The sequence below is a fragment of the Flavobacterium sp. SP2 genome (genome assembly GCF_057626655.1).
In genome coordinates this window covers 129367-149306 of sequence record NZ_JBVHBT010000008.1, presented here as the reverse complement: position 1 = coordinate 149306, position 19940 = coordinate 129367, and the positions used below count along the sequence as shown (strand labels likewise).

At 33.5% G+C, this 19940-nt stretch carries 17 protein-coding genes and 1 pseudogene; 14 read left to right on the top strand and 4 right to left on the bottom strand.

What is annotated here, in order from left to right; all coding sequences use genetic code 11:
* Window positions 1–4953, bottom strand: a pseudogene (locus ACZ098_RS15140) (hypothetical protein); the annotation flags it as partial.
* Window positions 4954–5112: 159 nt separating this feature from the next.
* On the opposite strand from ACZ098_RS15140, the gene folE reads away from it, so the two are divergent.
* The 4 genes from folE to lgt all read left to right on the top strand — a co-directional run bounded on the left by folE (window position 5113) and on the right by lgt (window position 8703).
* The gene (gene folE / locus ACZ098_RS15135) at window positions 5113–5784 is read left to right on the top strand and encodes a GTP cyclohydrolase I FolE (protein WP_487312607.1); all 672 of its coding nucleotides are present in this window, start codon (window positions 5113–5115) and stop codon (window positions 5782–5784) included.
* A gap of 195 nt (window positions 5785–5979) precedes the next feature.
* Window positions 5980–7464 carry a cysteine--tRNA ligase gene (gene cysS / locus ACZ098_RS15130; protein WP_487312606.1) on the top strand — a complete coding sequence of 495 codons (1485 nt, stop codon included), beginning with the start codon at window positions 5980–5982 and terminating at the stop codon, window positions 7462–7464.
* 2 nt (window positions 7465–7466) lie between these two features.
* On the top strand, window positions 7467–7718 hold the full coding sequence (gene yidD, locus ACZ098_RS15125) for a membrane protein insertion efficiency factor YidD (RefSeq protein ID WP_487312605.1): 252 nt from the start codon (window positions 7467–7469) through the stop codon (window positions 7716–7718).
* A 67-nt stretch (window positions 7719–7785) separates the two neighbouring features.
* Complete coding sequence (gene lgt, locus ACZ098_RS15120; RefSeq protein WP_487312604.1) at window positions 7786–8703, top strand: prolipoprotein diacylglyceryl transferase; 918 nt, start codon at window positions 7786–7788, stop codon at window positions 8701–8703.
* 45 nt (window positions 8704–8748) lie between these two features.
* Here lgt and ACZ098_RS15115 read toward each other — a convergent pair whose 3' ends face one another.
* On the bottom strand, window positions 8749–10092 hold the full coding sequence (locus tag ACZ098_RS15115) for a DEAD/DEAH box helicase (protein ID WP_487312603.1): 1344 nt from the start codon (window positions 10090–10092) through the stop codon (window positions 8749–8751).
* 230 nt (window positions 10093–10322) lie between these two features.
* On the opposite strand from ACZ098_RS15115, the gene ACZ098_RS15110 reads away from it, so the two are divergent.
* Window positions 10323–12044, top strand: coding sequence for a M14 family zinc carboxypeptidase (locus ACZ098_RS15110; protein ID WP_487312602.1), 1722 nt, complete (start codon window positions 10323–10325; stop codon window positions 12042–12044).
* Here ACZ098_RS15110 and ACZ098_RS15105 read toward each other — a convergent pair whose 3' ends face one another.
* Window positions 12045–12647: an NUDIX hydrolase gene (locus ACZ098_RS15105; RefSeq protein ID WP_487312601.1), complete on the bottom strand. Its 603-nt coding sequence runs from the start codon at window positions 12645–12647 to the stop codon at window positions 12045–12047.
* 7 nt (window positions 12648–12654) lie between these two features.
* Here ACZ098_RS15105 and pyrE point away from each other — a divergent pair, with 7 nt between their 5' ends.
* From pyrE to ACZ098_RS15090, 3 genes are read left to right on the top strand one after another with little or no spacing between them, the layout of a single operon-like run.
* Window positions 12655–13296, top strand: coding sequence for an orotate phosphoribosyltransferase (pyrE, locus tag ACZ098_RS15100; RefSeq protein WP_487312600.1), 642 nt, complete (start codon window positions 12655–12657; stop codon window positions 13294–13296).
* 26 nt (window positions 13297–13322) lie between these two features.
* Entirely contained in the window at window positions 13323–13715 is a 393-nt protein-coding gene (locus tag ACZ098_RS15095; RefSeq protein WP_487312599.1) for an SRPBCC family protein, read from the top strand.
* A gap of 37 nt (window positions 13716–13752) precedes the next feature.
* Window positions 13753–14193 carry a DUF6210 family protein gene (locus ACZ098_RS15090; protein WP_487312598.1) on the top strand — a complete coding sequence of 147 codons (441 nt, stop codon included), beginning with the start codon at window positions 13753–13755 and terminating at the stop codon, window positions 14191–14193.
* 63 nt (window positions 14194–14256) lie between these two features.
* On the opposite strand, the gene ACZ098_RS15085 is transcribed toward ACZ098_RS15090, so the two are convergent.
* Window positions 14257–14988, bottom strand: a complete 732-nt coding sequence (locus tag ACZ098_RS15085; protein ID WP_487312597.1) for a biotin--[acetyl-CoA-carboxylase] ligase — start codon at window positions 14986–14988, stop codon at window positions 14257–14259.
* A gap of 96 nt (window positions 14989–15084) precedes the next feature.
* Between ACZ098_RS15085 and rsfS the strand changes: the two genes are divergently transcribed.
* The 6 genes from rsfS (at window position 15085) to ACZ098_RS15055 (ending at window position 19934) form a co-directional block, all read left to right on the top strand.
* Window positions 15085–15456, top strand: coding sequence for a ribosome silencing factor (gene rsfS / locus ACZ098_RS15080; RefSeq protein ID WP_487312596.1), 372 nt, complete (start codon window positions 15085–15087; stop codon window positions 15454–15456).
* Window positions 15457–15474: 18 nt separating this feature from the next.
* Window positions 15475–17403 (top strand): ATP-dependent zinc metalloprotease FtsH, encoded by a 1929-nt coding sequence (gene ftsH / locus ACZ098_RS15075; protein ID WP_487312595.1) that lies wholly within the window; start codon window positions 15475–15477, stop codon window positions 17401–17403.
* A 113-nt stretch (window positions 17404–17516) separates the two neighbouring features.
* Entirely contained in the window at window positions 17517–18116 is a 600-nt protein-coding gene (locus ACZ098_RS15070) for an LUD domain-containing protein (RefSeq protein WP_487312594.1), read from the top strand.
* Window positions 18117–18118: 2 nt separating this feature from the next.
* On the top strand, window positions 18119–19009 hold the full coding sequence (locus ACZ098_RS15065) for a phosphatidate cytidylyltransferase (protein WP_487312593.1): 891 nt from the start codon (window positions 18119–18121) through the stop codon (window positions 19007–19009).
* The gene (locus ACZ098_RS15060; protein ID WP_487312592.1) at window positions 18999–19649 is read left to right on the top strand and encodes a phosphatidylserine decarboxylase family protein; all 651 of its coding nucleotides are present in this window, start codon (window positions 18999–19001) and stop codon (window positions 19647–19649) included. Before ACZ098_RS15065 ends, ACZ098_RS15060 begins: the two co-directional genes overlap by 11 nt.
* Window positions 19650–19934 carry an acyl-CoA-binding protein gene (locus ACZ098_RS15055; protein WP_487312591.1) on the top strand — a complete coding sequence of 95 codons (285 nt, stop codon included), beginning with the start codon at window positions 19650–19652 and terminating at the stop codon, window positions 19932–19934. It abuts the gene before it with no gap.
* Window positions 19935–19940 lie beyond the last annotated feature (6 nt).

Here is a 19940-nt window from a genome sequence, read left to right as displayed (position 1 = left end):
CGCATTAATTGTTATAGTTGCGGTACTTGTATCATTTACACATGGTGCGGTTCCAATTACTTCGTATTGAAATACACTTGTTGTTGCTCCTATTGCTGGTGTGAATGTTCCTGCAATTGCATCAAAAGTTCCGCCTGATCCTGAAGTTTGCGTCCAAACACCTCCTGTTTGCTCTCCTGATATCAAACTGAATAAATCGATTGTTGCAGAACTTGTCTCACAAACAACTGTTGATCCATCCAATCCTGCTGTAGGCTGTGGATTGATGTTGATTGTTGCCGTGCTGGTGTCGTCTAAACAAGGAGTTACTGCATCAAAAGCATACGTAAATACACTATTGGTTGCTCCCGGCGCTGGAGTATACGTTCCGGCAATTGCATTAAACACACCTCCAGAACCTGAAGTCTGAGACCAAATTCCACCTGGTTGTTCACCAGTAATCAAACTAAACAAATCTATTGTAGCAGTACTAGAATCACAAACCGTTGTACTTCCATCTGTTCCTGCATTAGGTTGAGAATTTATAATTATAGAAGCAACACTACTATCTGGTAAACAAGGTGAAGTTGCTGACAATGTATACGTAAATGTACTTGATGTTGCACCTACAGTTGGAGTAAATGTTCCTGCTGTAGGATCAAAAACACCACCTGATCCACTAGTTTGTGACCAAACTCCGCCACTTTGCTCTCCAGAAATTAAACTAAATAAATCGATCACAGTAGTGTTTGTTTCACAAATTGTAATTGATCCATCCAAACCAGCGTTAAGCTGCGAATTAATTGAAATTGTAACTGAACTTGTATCGCCGACACATGGTAAAGTTCCTGGAACAGAATATTCAAATATACTTGTTGTAGAACCGACAGTTGGAGCAAATGTTCCTGCTGCAGAATCAAAAACTCCACCAGTTCCAGAAATTTGAGTCCAAACTCCACCCGTATTTTCTCCTGTTATTAAACTAAATAAATCAACAATAGTTGTACTTGAATCGCATATTGTTATAGCTCCATCGGTACCTGCAGAAAGTTGTGCATTTATGGTAATCGTGGCAACACTAAAGTCATCTATACAAGGAGAAGTAGCAGTTAAAGTATAATTAAACGTACTACTAGTTGCACCTAATGCAGGTGTAAAAGTTCCTGCGATTGGATCAAAAACACCGCCAGATCCACTAGTCTGCGACCAAACTCCACCACTTTGTTCTCCAGAAATTAAACTAAACAAATCTATTGTTGTAGTACTAGAATCACATATAGTTATTGAGCCATCAGTGCCAGCAACTGGCTGCGGATTAATAGTTACTGTTGCAGTACTAGTTGAATTTGCACAAGGAAGTAATGATGCAACGGTGTAATTAAATGTACTTGTAGTTGATCCAATTGATGGAGTAAATGTTCCAGCTGCTGCATCAAAAAATCCTCCTGAACCTGTAACCTGCGTCCAAGTTCCACCTAAATCTTCTCCTGTAATCAAACTGAACAAATCAATCGTAGCAGTATTGGTTTCACAAATTGTTACTCCTCCAGATGTTCCAGCTGTAAATTGTTGATTAACCACCACAGTTATTAATTGAAATGGTCTACAAGTTGGATCGGAAGGTAGCGGATTTGCTATAGCATAAACATAATATGTTCCGGGAACATTTGGGAGTGATCCTGGTGTACCAAGAACTCCAGCATCATAAGTTGCAACTGTACCTACTGGAGTAACATTACCCAAAAGTGTTCCTCCTGAATACATATTTGTACCAGTTTGAAGAGTATTAAAATATACAAAAGAAATTGAATTCGTATTGGTATAACCTGTATTGACCGAAAATGGTGTAGGATTATCATTTATACACAAAGTTTGATCTACAGACGGATTTGTTATTGTTTCACAAACAAAACAGTTAGAAACAATTAAATCAAAATCTTTAACTATTACACAGCTACCAGGTCCTAAAATACTAACATAAATAGTTTGTCCTGAACTTGGAAATGCAGCAGTATTGGTTATTGGATTTGCAGTATTTTGAGCATCTGCTAAAGTTGTATGATAAGAAATTGAATAATCAAATGGACTTAATGTTCCCAACATTATTGGCGTATTTGAATTCAAATTAAAAATATTAGTACACTGCGTAATATCTTGAGGTGCTTGAGTCAAATCAGGGTAAACTGTAACTGTAATATCATCAGAAACTACTGTAGGTACTCCACACACATTATAGGAAGCTTGAGCAGTATAAGTAGTCGTAGTTGTTGGACAAACACTTAATGTAGGCGTTGTTCCAACAACTGTTGTTCCTTGAAGCCACTGAAAAGTAACAGCTGAAGGACCGTTTGGTCTAAATCTCCATCCTTCATTCATTGCTGTCCAAGCACCTGTATTTCTTCCCGGAGGAGTATAAGCTAAACTTCCTGCTCCATTTTGAATTCCAATTAAACCATTACCACTGTTCCATGAAGTACATGGCACACGTCTTTGCACATAAACCTCTATAATATTTGAAATTTCATAAAGGACAATCTGAGAAGTTTGTAAACCTACACTGTTTCCACACGAAAACTGCGGAACATTTGCAAAATTTACAATAAGTTTTCTACAAGGATAAGTTCCCTCCAATTTATAATTATAACTAATTACTGCTGGTGGCGTTGGTGCTACAGCTGGATTGATATCTTGATAAACACCATAAATTGCATTTAATATTGGAAAACCTGCATTTGGTATAGTTTGACTATAAGCCCAAGGACATCCTCCAGTCACAGCAGCAAAAGTTACAACTCCGTTAGAACCTATGTTAGCTGAATTGTAAGATTGTCCGAAAAAGCAAAATTGAAATGGAAGCGGTATTGCTCCTGACCAAACATCATCCGTTGTTACATTTAAGCCTGTAAATGTTGGATCTGAAAAAGCAGCTTGAGGACAATATGGAATTGACTCTACAGCATAGCTAGTTGTTGTTCCTAAGTCAACAAATGTAGAAGTAATTGTTCTACATTCACCAACGTTACATATTGGTGGTACTGCCGCTCCGATGGCTACTCCACCACTCAATACCGTAGCACAACCATTAGAGTTGATTGTAATAACTGCTGAACCTGTTACATTATTATTTACACATCCTGGCGGACTACTATTTGCACTAACTAATGAAAAAGTTGTAGTTACAGGAATTGGAGGAGTAGTAAAACTTGCTGTTCCAGAAGCATTTAAAAATACTGTATAGAATGAACCAGTAATATTATCTGTAAATAATACTGATGCACCTGGTGTACCTGTAAAAGTCAAAACTGCTGTTGAATTTGGACAAATATTAGTACTACCTGACATGGTAACTGTAGGTGGAGTCACTGGCGTGATTACAACATTTCTTGTAAAAACGCAAGTTGTTGGAGTTGTAAAAGAAATATCATCAATTGCAAAATCATTTCCTGCAGAAGTTACCGTTCTGTCATACAAACATATCAATGCAGTTGTCGCTGCACCAGAATTCCAAGTGTAAGTATATTGTGTCCAATTTCCGCAAGTAGTTACAGACGGAGCAATTCCAATTCCAAGAGAAGAACCATTAATAGTTGCTTCTATTGATGCTGGATTTGGAGTTGCAACAGTTTGAATCCAATAACTAAAAGTATAAGTTAAACCTGGAGTGACAGGAATGTTTTGACACCATAGTCTATCGTTACCGCCATTCGCTATAGAACCATCTACAACCATCATATTTCCAGTACCGTTGGTATGATCACCACACGTAGAAAATGGAGCGAACCATGTACTTGGATTATTCACAACTCCATAAGCACCTTGAACTCCTGTAGGTGTTGAAGCTGTTAAAAATTGGTAATCGGAAGTAAAACCTATGTTTCCTGAACTAAAATTTCCATTGAAAACTAAATTTCTTTGACGAGTAACAGTTGATGTTACAGTATATGTAGTTGCAACTGTTGGAGTAACTGTTGGAGTAGCACTAGTTGGATCTGTTAGAGTTGGATCCAACGGTGATGAAGTCCACAAATAAGTCGTTCCACCTGTAACTGATAAAGTTCTTGGGCTGCCAACACATATTGTACTATTGAAAGATGTAACTAATGGATTTGCCAAAGCACCTATTACTACGCCAGCTTGTGTGACAACTGTTCCATTAGTATCGGTTACTGAAACAGTATAAGCACCATTTGCTAAACCAGTAAAAACACCTGTAGTATTAGTTTGAGAAGCTGTTCCTGAAATAGTGTACGTTACATACGGAGTAACACCACCAATTCCATAAACATTAATTGCACCGTCATTCAAACCTGGACATGACTGCTGAATCGTTGAGTAAGTCAACGCTAAAGGTTTTGAAACAACAAAATCATCAACAGCAAAATCATTTCCTGTCAAACTAGTATTTATGTTCCATAATTCAATATTAACACAGGTGTTACTCGGTACAAATGTATACGTTACTTTTTGCCATCCGCTTGCCGGTAATGGCGCAACGGCACTTCCCGAAAGTAAAGAGGATGAAGAAACATTATTAAACTGAATACCAATATTTGCTTGAGTTGCAGCATTGGTTACCGAAGTTGAAACTGATTTTATCCAATATGAAAACCTGTAAGTTGCTCCAATTGTTAAACCACAAATTCCTCCACCAGTATTACCAGCACGCCAAAAACGAGGTGATGTAGCGTCACTATTACCATCAATTACCATCATATTTCCAGTACCAGTTGTATGATCGCCACCTGCTATAAAAAAGGTAGGATTCATTGGTAATGGATTTGTAGTAAAAGCATAATCTCCTGCAGTGGTAGTTCCAGAAAATGGCGCAGTTATTAAGTTGTAACCAACACCGTTTATGTTAAAACCAACACCGTTTCCACCACTTTCAAAATCACCATTTACAAGTAGATTTTGAGAATGTAAATGATTGATAAACAGAAAACTTAGTAATAATAATAGTAAACCTTTTTTCATTTTATTAACATTTTTTAAGTGCGAAATTTACATAAATTTAACTAATAATTATCTTAAAATTTGATTTTTTTAAAAATAATAATCTCTTAGCCTTTTATATTTCAATAATATTTATCTTTGCAATTAAATTTTGTTAAAAAAAATCTTATTAATTATATAATGATAAATCAGGAAGACTTAAGTGATGAAATTGGTAACAATCACATTGCAACTAACGAAGAAACACCTTTAAGAATTGACGCATTTGAAAAGTCTGATGAGGAAAAAATTGAGCTAATAAAAAAGGATGTAGAAAATATTTTACAAACACTAGGAATAGATTTAACTGACGATAGCTTAAAAGGAACTCCTAATAGAGTTGCTAAAATGTTTGTAAAAGAAATTTTTGGTGGGTTAAATCCTAATAAAAAACCAAGTTCTTCAACATTTGAAAATAAATACAAGTACAATGAAATGCTCGTTGAGAAAAATATTGTAGTATATTCTACTTGCGAACATCATTTATTGCCGATTGTAGGTCGCGCGCACGTTGCTTATATATCAAATGGTAAAGTGGTTGGATTGTCTAAAATGAACCGAATTGTTGATTATTTTTCTAAAAGACCTCAAGTACAAGAACGACTTACAATTCAAATTGTGAGAGAGTTGCAAAAAGTTTTAAATACTCAAGATGTTGCTTGTGTTGTTGATGCAAAGCATTTATGTGTAAATTCTAGAGGAATTAGAGATATTGAAAGTAGTACAGTAACTGCCGAATTTGGCGGTAAATTTAAAAATGAAAATGTAAGAAGAGAATTTCTAGATTATATAAAGTTAGATACTTCGTTTTAAATTTTGTTTTAGAAATTAGGTAACAATAAGTACTAGCCCAGATTGAAATGGAAAGCCTTGTGAAGGAAAATTGTGATTTTTCTTGCGGTAAAGAAGCGACCAGCGGAAGCTTTTTTAACGTTTAGAAAAAACCAATTTTACAAGCAAGCTTGAAATGAAAAGCTGGAAATTGCTTCAAAAAAATATTATAAAATTATGTCATTATACAAAAATCAAACGCTTAAAATCTATAATTCGCTGAGCGGCGAAAAAGAAGTTTTTAAATCTGTTCATGAAGGAAACGTTGGTATGTATGTATGCGGACCAACAGTTTACAGCAATGTGCATTTGGGAAATGTGCGAACTTTTATGAGTTTTGACGTAATTTTTAGGTATTTGTTGCACTTAGGATATAAAACAAGATACGTAAGAAATATTACCGATGTTGGCCATATTGTTGATGATGTAGACGATGGTGAAGATAAAATTGCTAAAAAAGCCAGATTAGAACAATTGGAACCAATGGAAATAGTTCAAAAATATACCGTTGATTTTCATACTATTTTGGATAAATTCAATTTTTTACCTCCAAGTATTGAGCCTACTGCAACCGGACATATTATTGAGCAAATCGAAATTGTTAAGCAAATTATCGATAACGGATTTGCCTATGAATCCAATGGTAGTGTATATTTTGATGTAGTGAAATTTAATGAAACACACGACTACGGAAAATTGAGCGGCAGAAATATTGAAGACATGCTTGCCAATACTCGTGATACCGATGGACAAAGTGATAAAAGAAATTCGCAAGATTTTGCACTATGGAAACGTGCAGAACCGGAACACATTATGAGATGGCCATCACCTTGGGGAACTGGTTTTCCAGGCTGGCATTTGGAATGTACAGCAATGAGTACTAAGTATTTAGGCGAAACATTCGATATTCATGGTGGCGGAATGGATTTAAAATTCCCACATCACGAATGTGAAATTGCTCAAAATGAGGCTTGTACTGGGCATTCACCGGTGAATTATTGGATGCATGCCAACATGCTTACGTTGAACGGAAAAAAAATGGCAAAATCTACTGGAAATAATATTTTGCCAGGTGAAATTTTTACTGGAGAAAGTCCGTTTTTAAGCAAAGCATTTGAACCAAATGTTGCACGATTTTTTATGCTTCAAGCGCATTACAGAAGTGTTTTGGATTTTTCTAATGATGCTATACTGGCCGCCGAAAAAGGGTTTTACAGATTGATGGAAGGTATTGAATTGTTAAAGGAAATTGAAACTAGTTCTACCTCTACTCTAGATGTTGAATCTTGGAAAAATAGTTGCTATGACGCTATGAATGACGATTTTAATTCACCAATTTTAATAGCACAATTGTTTGAAGGAGTACGATTCGTAAATATTTTAAATGATAAAAGAGAAACCATTACTGCTGAAGATTTAGCTACTTTAAAAGCTACTTTAGAGAATTTTACATTTGATGTTCTAGGGATTAAAAATGAAAAAACGGCAGGTAATAATTCAGATAAATTAGAAGGAGTTGTTGCAATGTTGATTACAATGCGAAACGAAGCAAGAGCCAATAAAAACTGGGCATTGTCTGATGAAATTCGCGATAAGTTATTGGTTCTTGGTATTCAATTAAAAGACGGTAAAGAAAGTACTGGGTTTACAATTTCAAATTAACAATGGCATCGCTTTCTAAAATAATTACTTATCCTCTTTTTCTTTTAATACGTTTTTATCAAGTAGCGATTTCACCATTTTTGCCTTCTTCTTGTCGGTACGAACCTACTTGCTCCAGCTATTTTATTGAAGCGCTAAAGATTCACGGATTGTTCTACGGAAGTTATCTTGGTATCAAAAGAATTATTAGTTGTAATCCGTGGGGTAAAAAAGGATATGATCCTGTACCCGAAAAAAAATGTGCTCACAAATAACATATTATTCACAATTAAGAAATAATTAATATTTACTTTTGAATATTAAATTAAATTATCCCAAAATATGATTTGGAATCCATCTGAAGGAATACACTTAGGTCCTATAAATATTAGGTTTTACAGTTTGATGTTTGTAGTAGCATTTGGACTAGGTTGGTACATCATGAAACGCATTTTTGAAAGAGAAAATGAGTCACTTGATAAATTAGACACGCTATTCATTTGGACCGTTCTTGCTACTTTATTAGGTGCGAGGCTTGGACATGTGTTTTTTTATGACTGGGAGTATTTCAGCAATCATAAATTAGAAATTTTACTTCCATTTCGATTTGAACCCGAATTTGAATTTACAGGATTTGCTGGATTAGCAAGTCATGGTGCAGCGGTTTCGATAATAATTGTGATGTATTTTTATAGTAAAAATATCATCAAAAAACCTATTCTTTGGGTTTTAGACCGTGTGGTTATACCTGTCGCAAGCGGTGCCATATTTGTACGATTAGGAAACTTTTTTAATTCTGAAATTGTTGGTAAAGAAACGTCAAACACCACTTTTGGAATCAAATTCATACGAGATTATTTTAGCCCACAAGATATTGTAGCAAGAACGAACATCACAAATGTAGATGCAGCTTATAAAGCAGTTGAAAATGATCCTAAATTTTTGAGTTTACTAAATGAAGTTCCATTAAAACACCCAACACAATTGTACGAAGCTTTCTGCTATGTTTTCGTATTCGCAATTTTGATGTACTTGTATTGGAAAACAAATGCAGCACAAAAACACGGTCTTATTTTTGGAGTATTCCTAATTCTACTTTGGACTGTGCGTTTCATAGTTGAATTTGTAAAAGGCAGTCAAGGCGGAATTGAAAAGTCGTTAGGAATATTTTCTACAGGTCAATGGCTAAGTATACCGTTCATAATTGTCGGATTTTATTTCCTTTTTATGGCTGAAAAACCGTTACCGAAAAAAATCTAATCATAAAAAAGGAGAACAATTTAGTTCTCCTTTTTTTATTCTTTCTTATTCTTCCTTCTTAATAACTTTTCGGGCAACTTCAATTTTAAACTTCTTGCCTTTCATTTTTTCGTCGCGAATATTGCCTAAAAACGCTTTTACTTTTTTAGATTTTACCGCTGCAAATGATATGAAATCTTTTACTTCAATCAATCCCAAATCACCTTTCTCCAATTTTCCTTTTTGAGAAAAGAAACCAACTATATCAATTTTATTTAATTTGTTTTTCTTTCCACCACTAATGTAAATCGTCTGAAATTCTGGTGGTTTTGGTAAAGTTGTAGCATTATCAACATTCAAAACTGGCATTCCATAATCTAAATACTCCATTTTTTTCTCACTTTCATGAACAATAATATAGGCAGTTCCAGACGCTAACATTCTCGCAGTTCGACCGTTTCTATGGGTAAATTCGTCTTCTTTTAAAGGCAAATGATAATGAATTACGTGCTTCATTTCGGGAATATCCAAACCACGTGCAGCCAAATCGGTTGTAATTAAATAACTCACACTGCCGTTTCTAAACTGAATCAAAGCACGTTCACGTTCGTCCTGATCCATTCCGCCGTGATAGTAAGTACAATAAATTCCTTTCTCGTTGAGCGTATCACTAATTCGCTCGGCAGCATCACGATGATTACAAAATATAATTGCCGATTGCGATTTTAAAGAACAAATTAAATTAAAAAGTGCATTGATTTTATCCTTTTCTTTCGAAACCACCATTTTCAAAGTCAGATTAGAATTCTGCTCTTCGGTTGGAATAAAATCTAAAACGGTCGGATTTACAACTCGTGTATATTTTGGAATTTCAATATCAGACGTTGCCGAAACCAAAACTCGCTTGTTCAATTTATTTAATTTTGAAATTATGAACGACATTTGCTCATGAAAACCAAGTTGTAACGATTTGTCAAATTCATCCAAAATCAACGTTACAATAGCATCAGTTTTAAAAGTTCCTCTATCAATATGATCGGCAATTCGTCCAGGTGTTCCAATTAAAACCGCTGGTGGATTCGAAAGATTTTTAATTTCAGTATCAATAGAATGCCCGCCATAACAAACATTTACCTTATAATCCGTTCCCATTTTTTTCCAAACTTGCTCAATTTGCAAACCCAATTCACGCGATGGAACCAGAATTAAGCACTGAACAGTAGTGATTTCTGGCTGCAACATTTCGAAAAGTGGTAGCAAAAAAGCAAGCGTTTTTCCCGAACCTGTTGGCGATAATAATAAAACATTAGCATCATTTAAAATAGCATCTTGCGCCATTTCTTGCATTTCGTTCAAACTTTCGATACCAAGATTCAAAAGCAAATTATTGGAATGTGGATTTTTATTCATTTTGCAAAGGTAGTTTTTTTAAATTGTGAGTTGCAAGTTTTAAGTTTCAAGTATTACAAAATTGTCATTCTGAAGAAGCAAAAATCTTAAACTATATGTATTCGATATTGAAATTGACATTGATATTGACATTGATATTTATATTGATATTGACATTGATATTGACATTGACATTGATATTGATATTGACATTGAAATTCTTTACATTTGAATTTCATAAACACAACACCATGCGATTTTTCCCTTTATTTCTTTTAATGATTTCTACTTCTCTATTTTCACAAGTTAAAGATGAATTTCAAACACCTTTTGAAAAAGGAAACGGAAACCAATCTACAACCTATGAAGAATGCATTAGTTATTATGAAAATTTAGATGAAAACTTCGACAATATTCAAATGATTGCAAAAGGTAAAACTGATAGTGGAAAACCGTTGCACATTGTAATTTTTTCAGAAAATAAAAATTTTAATGTATATCAAAATAAAGCTAAAATTTTAATCAACAACGGAATTCATCCAGGCGAACCTGACGGAATTGATGCATCAATGCTATTGATGCGAGATTTGGCGTCAGGAAAGATTAAAGTTCCAAAAAACACGATGGTAATTGTAATTCCGGTGTACAATATCGATGGAATGCTTAATAGAAATACCGCTTCTAGAGCCAATCAAAATGGACCAGAAGAATATGGTTTTCGCGGCAACGGAAGAAATTACGACTTGAATAGAGATTTTATAAAATCGGATACCAAAAATTCTAGAAGTTTTCAAGAGTTATTTGTCAATATAAATCCCGAAGTTTTCATTGACAATCACGTTTCCAATGGCGCCGATTATCAATATACTTTTACCTGCATTGCAACGCAACACGAACGTTTAGGAACAAGTATGGGGAATTATTTTAAAAACGAATTTTACCCAGAAATTGTGAAAGACATGAATCGTAAAAAAATCGATGTTGTTCCTTACGTAAATGTTCACAGCACTACGCCAGACAAGGGTTTCGAACAATTTTCTGACACACCAAGATACGCAACTGGTTACACCACTTTGTTCAACACACTCGGATTTGTACCTGAAACGCACATGCTCAAACCATTTAAAGACCGAGTAAAAGTTACTTACGAATTTATGTTGAGCGTTATCAATTACACCGATGCCAATTGGCAGAAAATCAAAAAAATAAAGGACGAAAGTTGGAAAGAAAATGCAGCTGGAAATCAGTATCCAATTCAATGGGAAATTGATTCTTCCAAAGTTTCATCGATAGATTTTAAAGGCTTTGACGGAAGTTATATTAAAAGCGAAGTCACTGGAAAAGACCGATTATTTTACGACAGAAAAAAACCATTTACCAAGAAAATACCGTTTTATGCCGATTATAAAGCAACCAAATTCATAACAATTCCAAACAGTTACATCATTCCACAAACACAATGGCAAGTTATTGATTTATTGAAACTTAACAACATCGAATTTACTCAAATTCAAAAAGATACCGTCATTGAAGTCGAATCGTATAAAATTGCAAGTTATCAAACTTCTAAATCACCTTACGAAGGACATTACGGACATTATGAAACCAAAGTTGCCAAAAGCATCGAGAAAATTAAATTTTACTACGGTGATTATGTGTTTCATACTAAGCAACCTAATGTAAAATATGTTTTAGAAACTCTTGAACCAGAAGCCGTTGATTCATTTTTCAATTGGAATTTCTTCGATACTGTTTTGCAACAAAAAGAGTACTTTTCGGCTTACGTTTTTGAAGATTTAGCCAAAGAATTCTTAGATAAAAATCCCACAATAAAAGCCGAATTTGAAGCTAAAAAACAATCGGATAAAACCTTTTCAGAAAACGCAGCCTCACAATTGGACTGGATTTACAAGAAATCGCCCTATTATGAAAAAGCGCATTTGCAATATCCTGTTTACCGAGTTGTAAAGTAATTACTTTTTGATATATTCGGGCTCAAACAGTAATTTAATATTCTCATACGAATTTTTCAAAGCTTCTTTAACTTGCTCTGGATTGAGCCATGCCGCTTTTTCGATTCCTTCATTTTCCTGCGGTAATAAGATGCCATCAAAGTCGGAAGTCATTTCGAACCAATGCGTAATTTTCAATCGGTATTTTCCGTTGCGTTTAAAAATATGATACGTTTTTTGAAGCTTTTTAGTAATTTTCAACTTTCCTACACCAGTTTCTTCTTCAACTTCACGCACTGCAGTATCTTCAATATCTTCTTCTTTTTCGATTCCGCCTTTTGGCAAGTCCCACTTTCCGTTTCTTAAAATAAATAAAACTTCTCCTTTTTTATTGTACACCAAACCACCTCCAGCTTTTCTAACTGGAATTTGTTCTTTCATCTTTTTAAGAATTTCCTTCTCATCTGGATAATACAAGTAAGCTTTTAAAATTTTATTATTGAACATTTTTATAATAAGCTGTTCAATATCAATACTTTCAAGCAAGAAAAACTGAAAATCGGTTTCTTTCTCGATTTCATTTGTCAAAAAAAGTGGTTTGTCGTTCACAAAAACTTTATACATTTGTACTATGATTTTTAATAAAGATACAGCCGAAAAAACTGCCGAATTACTTTTGCAAATAAATGCAATTAAATTGAATCCTAAAAATCCTTTTTTATGGGCTTCAGGTTGGCACTCTCCTATTTATTGCGATAACCGACTAACGCTTTCATTTCCAGCGATTAGAAATTACATACGCGATGAATTTTCTAAACAAATTGAACAAATTTATGGTAAGCCCGACGTAATTGCTGGCGTTGCAACTGGTGCAATTGGCATTGGAATACTCGTGGCAGAAGAACTTGGACTACCATTTGTGTACGTTCGACCAGAGGCAAAAAAGCACGGAAGACAAAATCAAGTGGAAGGTTTTTTACAAAAAGGACAAAATGTTGTGGTTGTTGAAGATTTAATTTCGACAGGAAATAGTAGTTTGCACGCAGTTGACGCTTTGAAAGAAGCTGGCGCAAATGTAAAAGGAATGCTAGCAATTTTCTCGTACGGATTTGATGTAGCTGCAGAAAATTTTAAAAATGCAAATGTTGAATTACACACGTTAAGCAATTACGAACATCTTTTAGACTTAGCTGTTGAAAAGCAATACATTACAGAAGAAGAACAAGTTACACTTCAAGAATGGAGAAAAAGTCCATCAACTTGGAACGTATAAATAACAAATTTTAGATATAAAATATAATGAATTTAGAAAGTCAAAAAGTAACCGTAGAAAAATCGGCAGAATATATTTACAACGCGCTGTCTGATGTTAAAAATTTTGAGAAATTAATGCCCGAAACTATTTCAAAATTTGAAGTTCTTGGAGATGACATTTTTAATTTCGGATTAAAAGGCATGCCAGAAATTAAGTTACGATTAAAAGAAGGCGTTCCGTATTCTAAAGTGAATTTAGCTGCTGCAAGCGATAAACTTCCATTTACATTAGTTGCAAGTATTGATTCAGTTTCAGAAAATTCAAGCGAAATAAAACTAGATTTTAATGGCGAATTCAATGCCATGATGGCGATGATGATTAAAGGACCAATTTCTAAGTTTATTGAAACTTTAGCTGAGAATATGCATAAATTGTAATGCTGGAGATACTTACGAATAACTTTATAAATGTCTAATGGTTAAGCCAATAATTAATCTATTTGACACTGTTGGACTAGGAATAATTATTAATTATCCTTCAGGAATTATATTTTCAAATCAAACTGGTGGAACTTCTTGTCGCCACTCTCGAATTGAAGGAATTTATATTCCATTGTGTAATGATCTATCTATACCCGACAATCAATTAATAAGTCCTTCAATTGATTTGTATAACTATTTTATTGGACCAAAGTATTCTGGAACCGGCGCAATATCTGGAATTGATGATGAGGATATATTTAATCTTACTGAAATATTAAAAAAATATAATCTTGATAAAATCATCATCATTGATGAAAATAAAAAAAGTGAATCCCACGAATCTTGGATATTTGTAAAAATAAAAAACTTAAATTTATTAGAAAATCTTCCTAATCATCTAAGTGCTATTTTAACATGGGAAAATAGTGATTAGGTAGTTTTCTTAAATTTGTTTCTTGTAACTATTTTGAAAACTAACCTTTTTTGCTAAAAATAATTAATAAAGCATCGTAATCTCTTTAATTCCATAGCTTTCAATCGAGTCGTCTTCCAAAAGAATTTCAAGTCTTCCATCAGATGAAATTCCCTGAATGATTCCCATAAATCTATTTTTTTCAACATTTTCAAAGGGCATCGGAACTCCAATTCTAAATAAATTCTGATGAATTTTTTCCCATAAGTTCTCCGATTGATTTGAAATTATAATTTCGCAATTTTTTTTAATCTGAAAATGAATTTTGTTTATAATTTCATCCAAATCAAATTCAGTTTTTGAAACAACCGCTAAGGATGAAGCATTCGGTAAATTGGCAAAATCGGTTTGATTTACATTCAATCCAATTCCAACTATTGACTCAATGGCTGTGTCAGTTTTAAAGCTATTTTCAATCAAAATGCCACCAATTTTTTTAGTGTCTGACATTATGTCGTTTGGCCATTTTACTGCTAATTTTGGAATGCTAAAAATTGTAAGAACTTCAATAATAGCTAGAGAAACAGCGATGTTTAAATCAAATATTTGACTTGGATTACACAGTACATCCTTTATCAAAATACTCATTGTTAAGTTTTTACCACTTTCAGATTGCCATACAGCACCCATTTGACCTCGTCCTTTTGTCTGATTTCTTGCAGTAACAATTGTGAAATTTTCTACTAACTGTTTCTTTGAAATTTCTTTCAAAAAGTCGTTGGTAGAATCTATGGCATCGAGTTTGATAATATTCATGTAAGAAATTTTGTGAAACAGAATTTAAACTTATGTTAAGCATCAAAAATAATGACAAAATTTGATACCTTTGCATGTAATATACAAAATAATTAAATGACAAAAAATACAGTTAGTACCGATATTTTATTAGCAAACATAATAAAAGGAATAGAAGAAGTAAAAGGAAACGATATAGAAATTCTTGATTTAAGAGCAATAGATTCAGCCGTATGTGACTACTTCGTCATTTGTAACGGAAATTCAAACACACAAGTTAACGCGATTGTTGGTTCGGTTCAAAAACTAGTTTCTAAGGAAATTAAAGACAAGCCTTGGCATGTTGAAGGTACAGACAATGCCGAATGGGTTTTAATGGACTATGTAAGCATCGTTGTACACGTTTTTCAAAAAGAAATTCGTGAATACTATAACATTGAAGGACTTTGGGGTGATGCAAAAATTACTACAATTGCAAATAAATACTAAAAAAAAATATACTAGATAATGGCAGAGAATAAAAAACCAAATGGCATGAAAATAAGCCCATGGTGGATTTTAGGAATTATTATTGCAATGTTTGTAGTTTTAAATATTGCTGGTGGTTCAAGTATGCAAGACCCATCTATAATTTCATCATCTAAGTTGGATGAACTTTTAAATTCAGGAAAAGTTGATAAAATTGTCGTTTACAATAAATCACAAGCAGAAGTATTTTTATCTGCTTCAGCAATAAAAGAAAAAGGTAATAGCAAGGTTGCTAAAGATGTATTTGGAAATCCAAATAAAGGACCGCATTACACTTCTGAAATTGCCGATGCTCAGAATTTTGAAAATAAATTAATAAAAGCTTCACAAGATAAGAAACTTAAATCTTACGACTTTAAGCAAAAAAGTGATTGGACAGAAATGCTAATTGGTTTCCTTCCATTTATTTTAATCATTGGAGTTTGGATTTACATTATGCGCAGAATGTCTGGCGGAGGTGCTGGCGGTGGCGGAGGTCAAATCTTCAACATCGGAAAATCTAGAGCTAAACTTTTTGATGAAAAAGCTGATGTAAAAGTTACTTTTAAAGATGTTGCTGGATTAGAAGGCGCTAAGGAAGAAGTACAGGAAATTGTAGAATTTCTTAAAAATCCAGAAAAATATACTGTTTTAGGTGGTAAGATACCAAAAGGAGCATTACTTGTTGGACCTCCAGGAACAGGAAAAACGTTATTGGCGAAAGCTGTTGCAGGTGAAGCTAAAGTGCCTTTTTTCTCTTTATCAGGTTCTGATTTTGTTGAAATGTTTGTAGGTGTTGGTGCTTCACGAGTTCGAGATTTATTCAAACAAGCAAAAGAAAAATCACCAGCAATTATCTTCATTGACGAAATTGATGCAGTAGGTCGTGCACGAGGAAAAAATAGTATGTCTGGCGGAAATGATGAACGTGAAAACACATTGAATCAATTACTTACAGAAATGGATGGTTTTGGAACAAATACGCATGTAATTGTTATCGCTGCTACCAATAGAGCTGATGTTTTAGATAAAGCTTTGATGCGTGCTGGACGTTTTGACAGACAAATTTATGTTGATTTACCAGACATTCGTGAGAGAAAAGAAATTTTTGAAGTGCATTTAGCTCCTTTGAAAAAAGTAGAAGGATTGGATACAGACTTTCTAGCGAAACAAACACCAGGATTTTCTGGAGCAGATATTGCCAATGTATGTAACGAAGCTGCCTTAATTGCAGCAAGAAACAACAAATCGGCAGTAGACAAACAAGATTTCCTTGATGCTGTAGACCGTATCGTTGGAGGTTTAGAAAAGAAAAACAAAATTGTAACTCCGGCAGAAAAAAGAGCTATTGCAGTTCACGAAGCTGGACACGCTACAGTAAGCTGGATGTTGGAACACGCAGCGCCGCTTATCAAAGTAACCATAGTTCCAAGAGGTCAAAGTCTTGGTGCAGCTTGGTATCTTCCGGAGGAAAGGCTTATTGTGCGTCCTGATCAAATGCTGGATGAAATGTGTGCTACCATGGGCGGAAGAGCCGCTGAAAAAGTAGTATTTGATACAATTTCAACTGGTGCATTATCTGATTTGGAAAAAGTTACCAAACAAGCTCGTGCAATGGTTACGATTTATGGTTTGAACGAAAAGTTAGGTAATGTTACGTATTACGATTCTTCTGGTCAAGGTGAGTATAATTTTAGCAAACCTTATTCTGAAGATACAGCAATCACAATTGATAAAGAAATTTCACTTTTAATAGAAGGACAATATCAAAGAGCGATTCAAATACTTACTGAAAACAAAGATAAATTACTACTTCTTGCCGATATTCTTATTGAAAAAGAGGTAATCTTTAAAGACGATTTAGAAACTATTTTTGGAAGACGTCCGTATCAAAAAGACAACGAAGATTTAGCTGAAATCATAGCGTAATTAATAAATTTAGTACAAAAACTTAAAATCTTAATTCAAAATCATTTTTTGAATTAAGATTTTTTTATCTTTGAAGGTTTTCAAGTGAGAAATTACTAATTTGAACAATAATTATGAGTCTTTTTAAAAAAATATTTGGTTCGAGCAGCGATGCTTCCGACGAGGAAAGCCAAAGTCAATATAACACACCAAAACATTCAGAACTTCCAGTAGATGAGCTATTTACCTTTAATTTTAAGAAAAATGGTGGTAAATTTATCTATTGTGAAAACCTTGAAGAAGTTAGAGAACAATTCGAAAATATATTAGAAGAAAACGACTGGTTTGAAAGCGAAGCCTTGTGTTACGAACCAAAATTGTTTAACCTATTAGTTGAAAATAATATAATATACCAAAATATAAAACAACCAAAATTTTTATTAGCAGGATGTGAAAATCTTATTGCCGATGAAGGTTCTGTTCTTTTTTCATCCAATCAAATCAAGCAATTAAAACCAAACGAACTTCCTGATAATATTGTTATTTTAGCAACAACAAGCCAGATTCTTGAATCTAAAAGTGACGGTTTACGTGTCATTAAGAAAAAATACGACAAAGATTATCCAACAAATATTACTACTATAAAATATTTTGAAAAAGTTCAAGAAGAAGATTTCTTGACTTATGGAAGTTGTGCCAAAAACATGTATTTACTGCTACTTGAAGATTTATAGTAATGAATGAAACTCTAAAACGAGGAATTTCAGGAGCCATTTACATTATTTTGTTACTAGCTTCCATCCTATTTTCTACTGAAAGTTTTTTTATATTATTTGGTGTATTTTTATTAATTGCAGTTTATGAGTTTTGTAGTTTAATTCAAATTAATAAAATTTTTCCGCTACTTTTTGCTTTCACCTTTTACACTACTGTTACATTAATAAGTTTTTACAGAACCGAAACTGAAACTTTTTTGGAACAATTGATAGACAAAAAAATTTCAATTACTGTAAACAGCAATCAGCTCAACATAATTTTATTAGTAATTACACTCGTCGTATCGGTTAAAAGTATCTTGTTCTTATTTTACGATAAAGTACAAAAAATAAGCACTTCCTCTAAGTACTTATATTTAATAGGCTACATTATTTTACCATTTTTATTCATTACTAAAATTTCATTTGGTATCAATGATTATAATCCTAAGATAATAATTGGACTTTTTATTTTGGTTTGGACCAATGATACCTTTGCCTATATAGTAGGAAAATCAATTGGAAAACATAAGCTATTTGAACGAATTTCGCCTAAAAAAACAATAGAAGGATTTCTTGGAGGGATCATCTTTGCAGCTCTTGCAGGATATTTAATCTCTAAATTTTACATCAAAGCCAGTCCACAATTCAGCGATCGATCAATTTTAATTTGGGTTACAATTGCTTTATTAGTAGGGATTTTAGGAACTATTGGCGATTTGATCGAATCCAAATTTAAACGAATTGCTGGCGTAAAAGACAGCGGAAAAATCATGCCCGGTCATGGAGGCATTTTAGATCGACTAGATAGTGTTATATTTGTAGCACCTTTTGTATTTTTGTTTTACCAAATTTTAAATTATGTTTCATAAAGAAGGATCCCGAATTATTTTTTATTCAATACTTTCAATGCTTGCAATTTTATTATTGTCCAGAGCTTTTATTCCAATAAAATGGTTAGAAATTACTGTACAATTAATTGCATTAGTCTTTTTAATCATTGTTTTGCAATTTTTCAGAAACCCTAAAAGAATTATCACGATTAGTGACGATTACGTATTAGCGCCGGTAGATGGAAAAGTTGTAGTTATTGAAGAAGTATTCGAACCAGAATATTTTAAAGACCAACGACTTCAAGTCTCTATTTTCATGTCGCCAATAAATGTACATGTCACTCGTTATCCTGTTAATGGAGTTGTTAAATACAGTAAATACCATCCAGGAAAATATCTTGTAGCATGGCATCCTAAAGCAAGTACCGAAAATGAAAGAACAACAATTGTAGTCGAAAATAAGGTATTTGGCGAAGTACTTTACCGACAAATTGCAGGTGCTTTAGCTAAACGAATTGTAAACTACGCAGTTGAAGGTACACAAGTTGTGCAAGGAGAAGATGCCGGATTTATAAAATTTGGCTCAAGAGTAGATTTATACTTTCCAATTGGAACTAAAGTTAATGTAAAATTAAACGAAGTTGCCGTTGGTGGAAAAACAATAGTCGCTATAATATAAATGCAAGAAAAAGATTTAGATACAAGATTTGAAGAAGCTGTAGTTATTGCCAATACAATGACTCAAGCAGATTTGCCTCAAGATGTGCAATTGCGTTTGTATGCTTATTATAAGCAAGCAACTCATGGAACTATTGATACCAGAATCTCGCCAGTTTATGATTTAAGAAACGCATTTAAAACGAACGCTTGGATGCAAATATCACATCTTACCATAGATGAAGCTAAAGAAATGTATATTGAATCGATATTAAAACTAGCTAAAAAAGATAATCTCGAAAAGTAAATTTAA

Coding starts and splice junctions, on each gene's coding strand:
- ACZ098_RS15055 (WP_487312591.1), top strand. CDS start 19,650: ATGCAAGAAAAAGATTTAGATACAAGATTTGAAGAAGCTGTAGTTATT.
- folE (WP_487312607.1), top strand. CDS start 5,113: ATGATAAATCAGGAAGACTTAAGTGATGAAATTGGTAACAATCACATT.
- ftsH (WP_487312595.1), top strand. CDS start 15,475: ATGGCAGAGAATAAAAAACCAAATGGCATGAAAATAAGCCCATGGTGG.
- ACZ098_RS15070 (WP_487312594.1), top strand. CDS start 17,517: ATGAGTCTTTTTAAAAAAATATTTGGTTCGAGCAGCGATGCTTCCGAC.
- ACZ098_RS15115 (WP_487312603.1), bottom strand. CDS start 10,092: ATGAATAAAAATCCACATTCCAATAATTTGCTTTTGAATCTTGGTATC.
- ACZ098_RS15095 (WP_487312599.1), top strand. CDS start 13,323: ATGAATTTAGAAAGTCAAAAAGTAACCGTAGAAAAATCGGCAGAATAT.
- yidD (WP_487312605.1), top strand. CDS start 7,467: ATGGCATCGCTTTCTAAAATAATTACTTATCCTCTTTTTCTTTTAATA.
- cysS (WP_487312606.1), top strand. CDS start 5,980: ATGTCATTATACAAAAATCAAACGCTTAAAATCTATAATTCGCTGAGC.
- ACZ098_RS15060 (WP_487312592.1), top strand. CDS start 18,999: ATGTTTCATAAAGAAGGATCCCGAATTATTTTTTATTCAATACTTTCA.
- ACZ098_RS15110 (WP_487312602.1), top strand. CDS start 10,323: ATGCGATTTTTCCCTTTATTTCTTTTAATGATTTCTACTTCTCTATTT.
- ACZ098_RS15105 (WP_487312601.1), bottom strand. CDS start 12,647: ATGTATAAAGTTTTTGTGAACGACAAACCACTTTTTTTGACAAATGAA.
- rsfS (WP_487312596.1), top strand. CDS start 15,085: ATGACAAAAAATACAGTTAGTACCGATATTTTATTAGCAAACATAATA.
- ACZ098_RS15085 (WP_487312597.1), bottom strand. CDS start 14,988: ATGAATATTATCAAACTCGATGCCATAGATTCTACCAACGACTTTTTG.
- lgt (WP_487312604.1), top strand. CDS start 7,786: ATGATTTGGAATCCATCTGAAGGAATACACTTAGGTCCTATAAATATT.
- ACZ098_RS15065 (WP_487312593.1), top strand. CDS start 18,119: ATGAATGAAACTCTAAAACGAGGAATTTCAGGAGCCATTTACATTATT.
- pyrE (WP_487312600.1), top strand. CDS start 12,655: ATGATTTTTAATAAAGATACAGCCGAAAAAACTGCCGAATTACTTTTG.
- ACZ098_RS15090 (WP_487312598.1), top strand. CDS start 13,753: ATGGTTAAGCCAATAATTAATCTATTTGACACTGTTGGACTAGGAATA.